Annotated in this window: 9 protein-coding genes; 7 read left to right on the top strand and 2 right to left on the bottom strand. The window is 74.2% G+C overall.

Going from position 1 to position 13,605, the window contains the following annotated elements:
- Nucleotides 1–95: 95 nt before the first annotated feature.
- The 5 genes from ACIQVI_RS30075 to hflX all read left to right on the top strand — a co-directional run bounded on the left by ACIQVI_RS30075 (nucleotide 96) and on the right by hflX (nucleotide 7,188).
- The gene (locus ACIQVI_RS30075) at nucleotides 96–608 is read left to right on the top strand and encodes a hypothetical protein (RefSeq protein WP_351972718.1); all 513 of its coding nucleotides are present in this window, start codon (nucleotides 96–98) and stop codon (nucleotides 606–608) included.
- An 88-nt stretch (nucleotides 609–696) separates the two neighbouring features.
- Nucleotides 697–1,614, top strand: coding sequence for a diaminopimelate epimerase (gene dapF / locus ACIQVI_RS30070; RefSeq protein WP_403601548.1), 918 nt, complete (start codon nucleotides 697–699; stop codon nucleotides 1,612–1,614).
- A 137-nt stretch (nucleotides 1,615–1,751) separates the two neighbouring features.
- Nucleotides 1,752–3,938: a RelA/SpoT family protein gene (locus ACIQVI_RS30065; protein WP_403601545.1), complete on the top strand. Its 2,187-nt coding sequence runs from the start codon at nucleotides 1,752–1,754 to the stop codon at nucleotides 3,936–3,938.
- A gap of 130 nt (nucleotides 3,939–4,068) precedes the next feature.
- Nucleotides 4,069–5,571, top strand: coding sequence for a M1 family metallopeptidase (locus ACIQVI_RS30060; RefSeq protein ID WP_403601542.1), 1,503 nt, complete (start codon nucleotides 4,069–4,071; stop codon nucleotides 5,569–5,571).
- A 123-nt stretch (nucleotides 5,572–5,694) separates the two neighbouring features.
- Nucleotides 5,695–7,188, top strand: a complete 1,494-nt coding sequence (gene hflX / locus ACIQVI_RS30055; protein ID WP_351971481.1) for a GTPase HflX — start codon at nucleotides 5,695–5,697, stop codon at nucleotides 7,186–7,188.
- 88 nt (nucleotides 7,189–7,276) lie between these two features.
- Here hflX and ACIQVI_RS30050 read toward each other — a convergent pair whose 3' ends face one another.
- On the bottom strand, nucleotides 7,277–8,446 hold the full coding sequence (locus tag ACIQVI_RS30050; RefSeq protein WP_403601539.1) for a trypsin-like serine peptidase: 1,170 nt from the start codon (nucleotides 8,444–8,446) through the stop codon (nucleotides 7,277–7,279).
- A 120-nt stretch (nucleotides 8,447–8,566) separates the two neighbouring features.
- On the bottom strand, nucleotides 8,567–9,742 hold the full coding sequence (locus tag ACIQVI_RS30045; RefSeq protein WP_403601536.1) for a trypsin-like serine peptidase: 1,176 nt from the start codon (nucleotides 9,740–9,742) through the stop codon (nucleotides 8,567–8,569).
- Nucleotides 9,743–10,251: 509 nt separating this feature from the next.
- Between ACIQVI_RS30045 and ACIQVI_RS30040 the strand changes: the two genes are divergently transcribed.
- Together ACIQVI_RS30040 and ACIQVI_RS30035 are read left to right on the top strand one after the other, a co-directional pair.
- Nucleotides 10,252–11,676, top strand: a complete 1,425-nt coding sequence (locus tag ACIQVI_RS30040) for a diaminobutyrate--2-oxoglutarate transaminase family protein (RefSeq protein ID WP_403601648.1) — start codon at nucleotides 10,252–10,254, stop codon at nucleotides 11,674–11,676.
- Nucleotides 11,673–13,556, top strand: a complete 1,884-nt coding sequence (locus ACIQVI_RS30035) for an IucA/IucC family protein (protein WP_403601533.1) — start codon at nucleotides 11,673–11,675, stop codon at nucleotides 13,554–13,556. Before ACIQVI_RS30040 ends, ACIQVI_RS30035 begins: the two co-directional genes overlap by 4 nt.
- Nucleotides 13,557–13,605 lie beyond the last annotated feature (49 nt).

Below are 13,605 nucleotides of genomic sequence, written 5' to 3'. Positions count from 1 at the left end.
TCGGGACGCACTGCCCGTCATTCCGGCGGTCGGGAGCGTGCCATCATCGAGCATCGATCGACCAAGTGGAGTCCGAGTGGGGAGGGCGCGTGGCGATGGAGGCCGGCCCTCGCGACAGAGAACAGCACGAAGCGGTCCTGGGCGACCCGACGGCGGACCCGTCGGGTGACGCCCCCGGGCACCCGGTGGACGACGCTCCGGCCGGGCCCCCGGGACTGACCCCGGACGGACCCGACGACGCGGTCGGCACCGCCGTCGAGGTGGACGCCGACGAGGTCGAGGTCGAGCTCCGCCCCCAGCGGCGGCTGCGGATCTGGCAGCTGGCCCCGATCGTGGGCCTCGCCGCCGTCGGCTCGCTGATGTTCGCCTTCCCGCTCGCCTTCGGCTCCGGGGACGGCGGCGCCGTCGTCGCCATGCTCGGCCTGCTCATCAGCTCCTGCGCGGCGGGCTGGGGCGTGATGGCCGCCCGCAAGGTCGGCCACACCTGGCCCGGCCTCCCGGCGCGCGGCTCCGGCGAGCGCCCGGACTGGCGCGTCCTCGCCCTGTACGTGGCGACCATCGGGGCCCTGGTGACCCTCGCGGTCTGGCGCGTGGCCCGCCTCCGCTGACCCCGCGCAGGGGCCCGTACGCCCCGGCCCGCCCCCGCCGGGCCCGCCCCGCGGCACCCGCACGCCCCCGCCCCGTACAGTTGATCTCGTGACCAGCGCGCAGACCTCCCCGCTCCGTTTCCTCAAGGGCCACGGCACCGAGAACGACTTCGTGATCGTCCCCGACGCGGACAACGCCCTCGACCTGCCCCCGGCCGTCGTCGCCCGGCTCTGCGACCGGCGGGCCGGCATCGGGGGCGACGGGCTGCTGCACGTCGTGCGCAGCGCCGCCCACCCCGAGGCCCGGCACCTGGCCGACGAGGCCGAGTGGTTCATGGACTACCGCAACGCCGACGGCTCGGTCGCCGAGATGTGCGGCAACGGGGTCCGGGTCTTCGCCCGCTACCTGGAGCACGCCGGGCACGTCACCGCCGGCGAGGTCGCCGTCGCCACCCGGGGCGGGATCAAGCGCGTCCACCTCGACAAGGACGGCTCCGTCACCGTCGCCATGGGCCGCGCGGTCCTCCCCGAGGCCACCGCCACGATCACCGTCGGCGGCCGCAGCTGGCCCTCCCGCAACGTGAACATGGGCAACCCGCACGCGGTCGCCTTCGTCGAGGACCTCGACCACGCCGGGACCCTGTTCACCGAGCCCGCCCACGCGCCCGCCTCGGTCTACCCGGACGGGGTGAACATCGAGTTCGTCGTCGACCGGGGCCCCCGCCACGTCGCCATGCGCGTCCACGAGCGCGGCGCCGCCGAGACCCGCTCCTGCGGCACGGGCGCGTGCGCCGTCGCCGTCGCCGCCGCCCGCCGGGACGGCGCCGACCCCGCCGACACCGGCACCCCCGTCACGTACACCGTCGACGTCCTCGGCGGGACCCTGGTCATCACCGAGCACCCCGACGGGCGGATCGACATGACCGGCCCGGCCGTCATCGTCGCCGAGGGCACCCTCGACCCCGCCTGGCTCGCCGAGGGCCCCGCGAACGCCGCAGCCCCCGGAATCGAAACTGTCAACGACTGAATTATCGCTCGAATGGGTGATCCGATTCACGCTGAGCGAGAGCGTGACTGCGCCGCGTGGTGGGGTCGGTAGCATCAAGCACCGGCCCCCGGGCACGCCTGGCCCGCCCACCGCCGGTCTGTCGCCGGAGGTGCCCCATGAGCGCAGAGGCCACCAACCCTGTGAGCGCGGCGGAGGACGCCGCCGCCGACACGACCGTCCGCAGACGCGGACGCGCCCGCATCGACCTGCGCCGGCTCGGCCGCGCCGCCCTGCTCGGCGCCACCGCCGGACCGGCCCCCCGCGACCGGCTGCCCGACGCCATCGGTCACGTGGCCGAGGCGCACCGCGCCCACCATCCCGAGGCCGACCTGACGGTGCTGCGCCGGGCGTACGTCCTGGCCGAGTCCTCGCACCGCGGCCAGTTCCGCAAGAGCGGCGAGCCGTACATCACCCATCCGCTCGCGGTCACCCTCATCCTGGCCGAGCTGGGCGCCGAGACCACCACCCTGACCGCCTCCCTCCTCCACGACACCGTCGAGGACACCGAGGTGACGCTCGATCAGGTCCGCCGGGAGTTCGGCGACGAGGTCGCCTACCTCGTCGACGGCGTCACCAAGGTCGAGAAGATCGACTACGGCGCCGCCGCCGAACCCGAGACCTTCCGCAAGATGCTCGTCGCCACCGGCAACGACGTCCGGGTCATGTCGATCAAGCTCGCCGACCGCCTCCACAACATGCGGACCCTCGGCGTCATGCGCCCCGAGAAACAGGCCCGGATCGCCAGGGTCACCCGGGACGTCCTCATCCCGCTCGCGGAACGGCTCGGCGTCCAGGCCCTCAAGACCGAGCTGGAGGACCTGGTCTTCGCCATCCTCCACCCCGAGGAGTACGAGACCACGCGCGCGCTCATCGCCGGAAACCCGCACGCCCCCGACGCGCTCGGCGCCGTCGCGGAGCAGGTCGACGCCGTCCTGCGCGAGGCGGGCATCGCCGCCGAAGTCCTCGTCAGGCCCCGGCACTTCGTCTCCGTCCACCGCGTCCGCCTCAAGCGCGGCGAGCTGCGCGGCTGCGACTTCGGCCGGCTCCTCGTGCTCGTCGCCGAGGACGCCGACTGCTACGGGGTCCTCGGGGAGCTGCACACCTGCTTCACCCCGGTGATCTCCGAGTTCAAGGACTTCATCGCGGCGCCCAAGTTCAACCTGTACCAGTCCCTGCACACCGCCGTCGCCGCCCCTGACGGGGCCGTGGCCGAGGTCCTCATCCGCACCCACCGGATGCACAAGGTCGCGGAGGCCGGGGTCGTCGCCCTCGGCAACCCCCACGTGGGCCAGGAGCCGCCCGAGCAGGCGGACGGCACGGCGCCCGAGGACGGCGAGCGCGTCGACCCCACCCGGCCCGGCTGGCTCTCCCGCCTTCTCGACTGGCAGCAGTCCGCCCCCGACCCGGACACCTTCTGGACCTCCCTGCGCGCCGACCTCGCCGAGGACGACGAGATCACCGTCTTCCGCGCCGACGGGAGCGCCCCCGGCACGATCAGCCTGCCCGCCGGCGCCAGCTGCGTCGACGCCGCCTACGCCCAGTACGGAGAGGCCGCCCACTCCTGTCACGGCGCCCGCGTCAACGGGCGCCTCGCACCCCTGAGCACCGTCCTGGGCGACGGCGACACCGTCCAGCTCCTGCTCGCCCAGGACCCCGTCTCCGGCCCGTCCCCGGAGTGGCTGGACCACGCCCGCACCCCCGCCGCCCGGATCGCCATCGCCGAGTGGCTGCGGGCCCACCCCGAGACCGCCGAACCCCGGCTCCCGTCCCGGCCCGACGCCCAGCCCGGGACACGGCCCGACCCCCGCCCGGCCACCGCCCGCCGCTCCGGCGCCGAACTCCACGCCGACCTGGACGGCGAGCCGCCCGCCGCCGTCCGGCCCGCCGGGTGCTGCACCCCCGTGCCCCCCGACGAGATCACCGGCTTCCGGGTGCGCGGCGGATCGGTCACCGTCCACCGCTCCGGCTGCGCCTCCGCCGACGCCATGCGCCGGGTCGGCCGCGCCCCCGTCGCCGTCCGCTGGGGCGACACCGCCCAGGGCAGGGTCACCCTCGTCGCCGAGTCCTTCGGCCGGCCCGGACTCCTCGCCGACCTCACCGAGGCCATCGCCGCCGCCGGGGCCGCGGTCGTCTCCGCGACCGTCGAGCCGCCCAGCGAGCAGCGGGTCCGCCACACGTACACCCTCCACCTCCCCGACGCGGCGGAGCTGCCCGCCCTCATGCGGGCCATGCGGGACGTGCCCGGGGTGTACGACGTCAGCCGCGCCCGCCACCGCGCGTCACCCCGCCCCCGCCGGACGTGACCGGCGCACGGGAGACCGGCACGTGACCCCCGGGCGCGACCCCCTTCGGGTGGCGGGCGGGCGAGCCGCCGGGGCGCGCGGCGAAAGCCCTGGTAGCCGTAGGTCCAGTCCTCCGGAAAGGCCCTGGCCCATGCCGTTCGCCCGTCCCCCCGTGCCGTTCGACCACGCCCTCCCGCCCCGCGCCCGGTGGCTCCGCTCCGCCGCCCTGGTCGCCTCCTCGGCCGGGCTCGTCGCCGCCGCCCTGCCCGCCCCCGCGCCGCTCGGCATCGGCGACCCGCTCTTCCCGCACCTCGGCAACCCGGGCTACGACGTCCTCGCGTACACCCTCGACGTCGCCTACCCCGGCGCGAACGACAAGCCGCTCTCCGCCGTCACCAGGATCGACGCGCTCGCCACCGACGACCTGGAGCGGATCAACCTCGACTTCACCCACGGCGAGGTCTCCGCCGTCACCGTCGACGGCCGCCCCGCCGCCCACACCAGCCGCGGCGAGGACCTGGTCGTCACCCCCGCGGTCCCCGTCGAGGCGGGCGAACCGGTCCGGATCACCGTCACCCACACCAGCGACCCCTCCGGTCCCGCCGACACCGGCGGCTGGGTCCGCACCGGCGACGGCCTCGCCATGGCCAACCAGGCCGACGCCGCCCACCGGGTCTTCCCGTCCAACGACCACCCGGCGGACAAGGCGTACTTCACCTTCCGGATCACCGTCCCCGACGGCCTCACCGCCGTCGCCAACGGACTGCCCGCCGGCCGCGTCCGCCACGGCTCCACCACCACCTGGACCTACCGCACCCGCCACCCCATGGCCACCGAGCTCGCCCAGATCTCCATCGGCCGCTCCACCGTCGTCCACCGCGCGGGCCCCCACGGCCTGCCCCTGCGGGACGTGGTGCCCACCGCCGACCGGGAGCTCCTGGAACCCTGGCTCCGCAGGACGCCGGGGCACGTGGAGTGGATGGAGCGGCAGGTCGGCCCGTACCCCTTCGAGACGTACGGGGTGCTCGTCGCCGACGCCACCACGGGCTTCGAGCTGGAGACCCAGACCCTCTCGCTCTTCGAGCGCCGCCTCTTCGCGGACACCGCCCTCCCCGAGTGGTACGTCGACTCGATCATGGTCCACGAGCTGGCCCACCAGTGGTTCGGCAACAGCGTCTCGCCCCGCAGCTGGTCCGACCTGTGGCTCAACGAGGGACACGCCAGCTGGTACGAGGCCCTGTACGCCGAGGAGACCGCCGGCCGGTCCCTGGAGCGGCGCATGAAGGCCGCCTACGCCGCCTCCGACGGATGGCGGGCGGCCGGCGGGCCCCCGGCCGCCCCCGAGCCCCCCTCGCCGGACCACAAGATCAGCCTCTTCCGGCCCGTCGTCTACGACGGCAGCTCCCTCGTCCTCTACGCGCTCCGCCAGGAGATCGGCACCGACGCCTTCCGGCGCCTGGAGCGGGCCTGGGTCACCCGGTACCGCGACGGGAACGCCACCACCGCCGACTTCGTCGCCCTGGCCGGCCGCACCGCCGGCCGCGACCTCACCGGCTTCCTCCGGGACTGGCTGTACGGGGAGAAGACCCCGCCCATGCCCGGGCACCCGGACTGGCGCAGCAACCCGGCGGGAGGCGCGCCGAAACCCGGATGACGGGTCCCGGCGGGGCGTGTCACCATCGTCCGGTCGGCGGCGCGGCCGGGTCCGGGAATCTTCCGGCGCCCGCGCGCGTTGTCACCGGCACACACTCTTTCTCTCCTCAGACGTAAGGATCCAATGACCTCCTCTTCATCCCCTTCCCAGGACAACCAGAGCTTCGCGGAGACGAGCCGTACCGAGAGCCTTCGGGCCGATGCCCTGATGGAAGAGGACGTCGCCTGGAGCCACGAGATCGACGGAGAGCGGGACGGCGACCAGTTCGACCGCTCCGAGCGCGCGGCCCTGCGCCGCGTCGCCGGCCTCTCCACCGAGCTCGAGGACGTCACCGAGGTCGAATACCGCCAGCTGCGCCTGGAGCGCGTCGTGCTGGTCGGCGTCTGGACCTCGGGGACGGTGCAGGACGCGGAGAACTCCCTCGCGGAGCTCGCGGCCCTCGCCGAGACGGCGGGCGCCCTCGTGCTCGACGGCGTGATCCAGCGCCGCGACAAGCCGGACCCGGCCACCTTCATCGGCTCGGGCAAGGCGCGCGAGCTGCGGGACATCGTGGTCGAGACCGGTGCCGACACCGTCGTCTGCGACGGCGAGCTCAGCCCCGGCCAGCTCATCGCCCTCGAAGACGTCGTCAAGGTCAAGGTGGTCGACCGGACCGCCCTCATCCTCGACATCTTCGCCCAGCACGCCAAGTCCCGAGAGGGCAAGGCGCAGGTCGCGCTCGCGCAGATGCAGTACATGCTGCCGCGACTGCGCGGCTGGGGCCAGTCGCTCTCCCGGCAGATGGGTGGCGGCGGCGGTGGCGGCATGGCCACCCGCGGTCCCGGTGAGACCAAGATCGAGACCGACCGGCGCCGCATCCGCGAGAAGATGGCGAAGATGCGCCGGGAGATCGCCGAGATGAAGACCGGCCGCGACGTCAAGCGGCAGGAGCGGCGCCGCAACAACGTGCCGTCGGTCGCCATCGCGGGCTACACCAACGCCGGCAAGTCCTCCCTGCTCAACCGGCTCACGGGCGCGGGCGTCCTCGTGGAGAACGCGCTGTTCGCCACGCTCGACCCGACCGTCCGCCGGGCCGAGACGCCCACCGGCCGGGTCTACACCCTGGCCGACACGGTCGGCTTCGTCCGGCACCTGCCGCACCACCTGGTCGAGGCGTTCCGCTCCACCATGGAGGAGGTCGGCGACTCCGACCTCATCCTGCACGTGGTGGACGGCTCGCACCCCGCCCCGGAGGAGCAGCTGGCCGCCGTGCGCGAGGTCTTCCGGGACGTCGGCGCGGTGAACGTGCCGGAGATCGTCGTCATCAACAAGGCGGACGCGGCGGACCCCCTGGTCCTCCAGCGGCTGCTGCGCGTGGAGAAGCACTCCCTCGCCGTCTCGGCCCGCTCGGGCCAGGGCATCGAGGAGCTGCTGGCGCTCATCGACGCCGAACTGCCGCGCCCGAAGGTCGAGATCGAGGCCCTCGTGCCGTACACGCAGGGCGGTCTGGTCTCGCGGGTGCACGCCGAGGGCGAGCTGGAGTCCGAGGAGCACACCCCCGAGGGCACCCTGCTCAAGGCCAGGGTGCACGAGGAACTGGCGGCGCTCCTGGCGCCGTTCGTGCCCGCCGCGCACTGACGCTCCCGCATCGCGTACGCCGAAGGCGCCGGCCTCCTCCCTTCCGGGAGGGGACCGGCGCCTTCGGCCGTTCTCCGTGCGGTGCGGGTCAGCCGGCGAACTTCTTGCTGACCATCTCGTGGGCCGCCCTGGCGCCGCTGCCCAGCTGCGGTCCGGCGAGCCAGCCGTTGCTGCCGGCCGGGCCGATCGAGGTGTTCGACACGAGCGCCGTCTTCCCGTTCGGCAGCACCCGGAACCAGCCGCCGCCGGACGAACCGGCGGTCATCGTGCAGCCGATCCGGTACATCACCGGGGTCGCGGGCGCCGTGGTGAGCCGCGTCGCCCGGTCCAGGCACTTGTGCATGATCACGCCGTTGTACGGGGTGGCCTGCGGGTAGCCCCAGGCGCCGATCGTCCCCGCCCGCGCGGGCGCCGGGGCGGAGAAGTCCACCGGCAGGGCGGCGCCGACGGTCTCCTCCAGGGACTTGCCGCCCCGCTGCGGCTTCACGTGCAGCACGGCGTAGTCGTACGGCCAGGCCTGGTTGGTGCCGCCGGACCTGATCCAGTCGTTCGAGGTCACGGCCCAGTCGGCCCAGTACTGGCCGTACGGGTACACCTCGTGCGGCTTCGCATTGCTCAGCGCGGCGGGGGACTTGCCCAGGTCGTTGTAGGCGGGCACGAAGGTGATGTTGCGGTACCAGCCGCCCTTCTTGCCCGCGTGGACGCAGTGTCCGGCCGTCCAGACCAGGTTCGACTTCCCGGGCCGGCGGGGGTCCTTCACGATGGTGCCGGAGCAGACCATGTGGCCCTGCGGCGCGTCGAAGAAGATCTTGCCGACCGGGGCCGCGTTGCGGTGGTACGGGGTCTTCTCGCGCTGCGCCCGCACGGGCCGGGGGGTCGGGTCGGTGCCGCCGGTGCCGGCCTGCGCCGTGATCGTCTGGTCCGGGCTCTTCGCGGACTGCATCCGCGCCGGGTCCCAGAGCCCCTCGATCACCGGGTTGACGAAGTCCTCGGCCTCACGGAGCCAGGCGTCCCTGTCCCAGTTCTTCCACTCGCCGTCCCTCCACTTGTCCGGGTCGACGCCGTGCTTCCTGAGCTTGTCGGCGAGGTCCCCGGTGAGGCCCGCGTCGCCGTTCCCGGCGTCGGCGGGTGCGGAACCGCTCGTCCCGCCGGCCGGCTTGCCGGCCGCCGGGGTCTCGGTGGGGCCGCAGGCCGTGGCGGTCAGCGCGAGCGCCGTCACCAGGCCGAGGGCCGCGGGTATGAGTCGTACGGAGCGCATGTGGTGGTTTCCCCCTGAGGTGTGGCCCCGGGCCCGGGGCCGGCCGCGATCCGGCGCGGCCCTCGGGACGGGTGGGACATGGGTGGAGGCGGGACCCGGGGGTCCCGCCTCCGCGCCGTCCTACTGTCCGGCGTACTTCTTGCTGACCTCGTCGAAGATGCCCTTGGCCTCCGGGCCGAGGCGCGGACCCGCGAGCCAGCCGGCCGAGGCCGGGCCGATCGAGGTGTTCGACACCAGCGCCGGCTTGCCGTCGGCGCCCTTGGCCACCCAGCCGCCGCCGGACGAACCGCCGGTCATGGTGCAGCCGATGCGGTACATCGTCGGCTGGTTCGCCTTCAGGGACAGCCGGCCCGGCTTGTCCTGGCACTGGAACATCTTCTGGCCGTCGAACGGCGCGGCCGCCGGGTAGCCGGTCGCCGTCATGCTCGCGATCTTCGGCACGGCGGGCGCGTTGAACTCCACCGGAAGCGCCGAGCCGACCGTCTCCTCCAGGGACTTGGCCGAGGAACCCTTCTCCGGGGTCACCTTGATGACGGCGAAGTCGTAGGGAGCGCCCGCGCCGCCGGTGTTCGCGCCCTCGGCGATCCACTGGTCGGAGGTCTTGACCCACTCCGCCCACCACACGCCGTACGGGGCGATCTGCTCGCGGGACGCCTTCTCCAGGTCGGAGGTCGCCAGCGCCGCGTCGTTGTACGAGGGCACGAAGGCGATGTTGCGGTACCAGCCGCCCTTCTTGCCCTTGTGCACGCAGTGGCCGGCCGTCCAGACCATGTTGGACCTGCCCGGGTGCGCCGGGTCCTTCACGACCGTGGCCGAGCAGACCATGGAGCCCTCGGGGCCGTCGAAGAAGACCTTGCCGGACTCGGGGGCGTTGTCGTGGTACTTCGCGTCCACGGGCTTCGCCCGCACCGGGGCCGGAGTCGGGTCGGTGACGCCCTCGTCGCCCGAGATGTCCTCCTCCTCGACCGGCTTGTCGGGGCGCTCGGCCTCCCGCATCCGGTCCGGGTCCCAGAGGTCCTCGATGATCGGGTTGACGAAGTCCTTGGCCTCACGCAGCCACTTGTCGCGGTCCCAGTTCTTCCACTCGCCGTCGCGCCACTTGTCGAGGTCGATCCCGTGTTCCTTCAGGCGGTCCTTCAGGTCCTCCGGAATCTTGATCTTCTCGGCCGGGTTCGGGCTCGCGGGCGCGCTGGGCTTGTCTCCCGCGTTCTCCTCGCTCGGCCCGCAGGACGTAACGGTGAGCGTCAGCGCCGCGACGGCGGCAGCCGCCGTCAGCAGCGGACGAATCGATCGCATCTCGTGATCCCCCTGGGACTACGTCAACTTGTACGGCTTGCTCGTCGGTGAGCAGTGGCCGGATCCCGGCGGATCGCGGCCGACGGCCCCCACTATGCCGGTGACGGAGGGGACGGTACGCGCCCCGCCGGTGGTTCCGGGCACCGTTCGGCCGTTGCCGTGCCGTGATCCGGGACACGCCAAGAACTTGCCTCCGGCCCGTGATCCCGGGGAGTTCCCGTCGTTGGTACGTACGGGGGACACAACGGAGGCGCCGGGGAGGGCCCTTGCGGCAGCTCCACGATGTCCCGATGTGCAACGCAACTGTTACAGCGGGAGGACACCGAGCCGTGGCCGTGACCGAATCAGCTCCGGCCGTCCCGGCGGAGCCGCACGCCCCGCCGGCCCCGGCGGACGCGCCGAACCGGGCGGACGCGCCGAACCAGGCGAGCGCGCCGAACCGGGCGGGCGAAAGCCCCGAACCGCCCGAAAGCGCCGAAGGGGGACAGGTCTCCCCGTCGGGACGGACGGTGCGGGGCACCGGGTACGAGGGGATCCTGCGCCGCCAGTCCCTGCGCGAGTCCGCCGCCCGCACCTACGCCCGCTCCCTGCCGATCGTGCCCGTGCGGGCCCGGGGCCTGACCATCGAGGGCGCCGACGGCCGCCGCTACCTCGACTGCCTCTCCGGCGCCGGGACGCTCGCGCTCGGCCACAACCACCCCGTGGTCCTCGAAGCCGTCAAGAAGGTCCTCGACTCGGGCGCCCCCCTCCACGTCCTCGACCTCGCCACCCCCCTCAAGGACGCCTTCACCACCGAACTGTTCGCCACCCTCCCCGGCGACCTCGCCGACGACGCCCGCGTCCAGTTCTGCGGACCGGCCGGCACCGACGCCGTCGAGGCCGCCCTCACCCTCGTCCGCACCGCCACCGGCCGCGACGGGCTCCTCGCCTTCACCGGCGCCTACCACGGCATGACCTCCGGAGCCCTCGCCGCCTCCGGCGGGGCCCGCGACGTCCGCGTGACCCGGCTGCCCTACCCCCACCCCTACCGCTGCCCCTTCGGCGTCGGCGGCGAACACGGCGCGGAACTCTCCGCCCGCTGGACCGAGAGCCTCCTCGACGACCCCAAGAGCGGCGTCACCACCCCTGCCGGAATGATCGTCGAGGCCGTCCAGGGCGAGGGCGGCGTCATCCCCGCCCCCGACGACTGGATGCGCCGGATGCGTCGCATCACCGCCGACCGCTCCATCCCCCTCGTCGTCGACGAGGTCCAGACCGGGGTCGGCCGCACCGGCGCCTTCTGGGCCGTCGAGCACAGCGGCGTCGTACCCGACGTGATGGTCCTCTCCAAGGCCATCGGCGGCTCCCTCCCCCTCGCCGTCGTCGTCTACCGCTCCGCGCTCGACGCCTGGGAACCCGGCGCCCACGCCGGCACCTTCCGCGGCAACCAGCTCGCCATGGCCGCCGGCACGGCCACCCTCGCGTACGTCCGCGAGAACAAGCTGGCCGAACGGGCCGGCACCCTCGGCGCCCGCATCCTCGGACAGCTCCGGGGCCTCGCCGCGGCCCACCCGTGCGTCGGCGACGTCCGCGGCCGGGGCCTGATGATCGGCGTCGAACTCGTCGACCCCGACGCGGCCGGACCGGACGACACGGTCCCGCCCGCCGCCCCCGCCCTGGCCCTCGCCGTCCAGCAGGAGTGTCTGGCCCGCGGACTCATCGTCGAACTCGGCGGCCGCCACTCCGCGGTGGTCCGGCTCCTGCCGCCGCTCACCCTCACCGACGAGCAGGCCACCGCCGTCCTGGACCGCTTCGCCGACGCCCTCGCCGCCGCCGAACGGGCCCGCATCCCCCACCCGCCCCCCTCCCGCCGGGCCCCCGCCCCCAGGCCCGCCCCCGGGCCGTCCCACCGCCCCCGGACCGCCCCCGGCCCCACCCCCCAAGGAAGCCCGTGAACGCCACGCCCACCTCCCCGGCGCCCGCCACCGCACCCCTCCTCGCCGCCGACCCCCTCGCGGCCGGGACCTTCGCCCCCGGAGCCGAGTGCCCCCGTTCCGGGGACCCCACCGTCCCGCACCAGCACGCCGGACCGCACGGCCCCCGGGCCTCCCGGACCGCCGACCCCCTGGACGATCCCGACGCGGCGCGCGCCGCCGACACGGCCGCGGTCGAGAACCTCCTGCGCTGCTGGGTCCGGGAGAAGAACCTCCCCGCCCCCGCCTCCACCACCCTGCGCGTCCCCCTCGACGCCAGCGGCACCGCCCTCCTCGTCCCCGTCCACTACTGGTCGCCCACCGGCTGGCACCGCTTCGGCGCCCCCGTCCTCGAAGGGCTCCCCTCCTCGGCGCCGCCCGCCGACGCGGTCACCGTCGCCGCCCTCCTCAGCCGGGAGACCGGCCGCCCCGAGGGCACCGAACTCGTCGGCCGGGTCGCCGACTCCGCCCGCCGCACCGCCGACTTCATCACCGAACGCCGCCGCCGGCCCCAGCCGCACCCGGACGCCGACCTCTTCCTCGCCGCCGAGCAGTCCCTCCTGCTCGGCCACCCGCTCCACCCCACCCCCAAGAGCCGCGAAGGCCTCACCGAGGCCGAGAGCCGCCTCTACTCACCCGAGTTGCACGGCGCCTTCCCCCTCCACTGGTTCGCCGTCGACCGCTCCCTCCTGGCCTCCGACTCCGCCTGGACCGAACAGGGCCGCCCCGTCACCGCCGAACAGCTCGCCCTCGGCCTCGCGGAAGGGCTCGCGGTCCCCACCGGCACCGTGCCCCTGCCCCTCCACCCCTGGCAGGCCCGCGAACTCCGCCACCGCCCCGACGTCCGCGCCCTCCTCGACGGCGGCCTCCTCCACGACCTCGGACCCCACGGCACCCCCTGGCACCCCACCTCCTCCATCCGCACCGTGCACCGCCCCGGCGCCCCGGCCATGCTCAAGCTCTCCCTCGGCCTGCGCATCACCAACTCCCGCCGCGAGAACCTCCGCAAGGAACTCCACCGGGGCGTCGAGGTCCACCGGCTGCTCCGGACCGGCCTCGTCGACGAGTGGCAGGCCGCCCACCCGGGCTTCGACATCGTCCGCGACCCCGCCTGGCTGGCCGTCGACACCCCGGACGGCACTCCCGTCCCCGGCCTCGACGTGATGATCCGCCACAACCCCTTCGGCCCCGGCGACGACGCCGTCTGCATCGCCGCCCTCACCGCCCCCCGCCCCTGGCCCGGAGCCACCGCCATGCGCTCCCGGCTCGCCGACGTCATCGGCCGGCTCGCCGCCCGCACCGGCCGCCCCGCCGCAGCCGTCGCCACCGAGTGGTTCCTCCGCTACCTCGACCAGGTCGTCCGCCCCGTCCTCTGGCTCGACGGACACGCCGGCATCGCCCTGGAGGCCCACCAGCAGAACACCCTGGTGCTCCTGGACCCGGACGGCTGGCCGGTCGGCGGCCGCTACCGCGACAACCAGGGCTACTACTTCCGCGAGTCCCACCGGAGCGAGCTGGAGAGCCGCCTCCCCGGCATCGGCGCCCACAGCGACACCTTCGTCTCCGACCAGGTCACCGACGAACGCTTCGCCTACTACCTCGGCATCAACAACGTCCTCGGCCTGATCGGCGCCTTCGGCGCCCAGCACCTCGCCGACGAACGCGTCCTGCTCGCCGCCCTCCGCAGCTTCCTCACCTCCGCCACCGGCCTGGGCTCACCCCTCCCGCACCGGCTCCTGGAAGCCGCGACCCTGCGCAGCAAGGCCAACCTCCTCACCCGTCTGCACGGCCTGGACGAACTCGTCGGCCCGGTCGACACCCAGTCCGTCTACGTCACCGTCACCAACCCCCTCCGCGCCTGACCCGCCGACGACCCCACGCCCGACCGCACCGCCGAGAGGAGAGCGACAC

Source organism: Streptomyces sp. NPDC098101 (assembly GCF_044760185.1).
Classification (GTDB): domain Bacteria; phylum Actinomycetota; class Actinomycetes; order Streptomycetales; family Streptomycetaceae; genus Streptomyces.
This window is presented reverse-complemented; position numbering and strand designations above follow the sequence as displayed.

Coding starts and splice junctions, on each gene's coding strand:
- ACIQVI_RS30075 (WP_351972718.1), top strand. CDS start 96: ATGGAGGCCGGCCCTCGCGACAGAGAACAGCACGAAGCGGTCCTGGGC.
- ACIQVI_RS30065 (WP_403601545.1), top strand. CDS start 1,752: ATGAGCGCAGAGGCCACCAACCCTGTGAGCGCGGCGGAGGACGCCGCC.
- ACIQVI_RS30060 (WP_403601542.1), top strand. CDS start 4,069: ATGCCGTTCGCCCGTCCCCCCGTGCCGTTCGACCACGCCCTCCCGCCC.
- hflX (WP_351971481.1), top strand. CDS start 5,695: ATGACCTCCTCTTCATCCCCTTCCCAGGACAACCAGAGCTTCGCGGAG.
- ACIQVI_RS30050 (WP_403601539.1), bottom strand. CDS start 8,446: ATGCGCTCCGTACGACTCATACCCGCGGCCCTCGGCCTGGTGACGGCG.
- ACIQVI_RS30045 (WP_403601536.1), bottom strand. CDS start 9,742: ATGCGATCGATTCGTCCGCTGCTGACGGCGGCTGCCGCCGTCGCGGCG.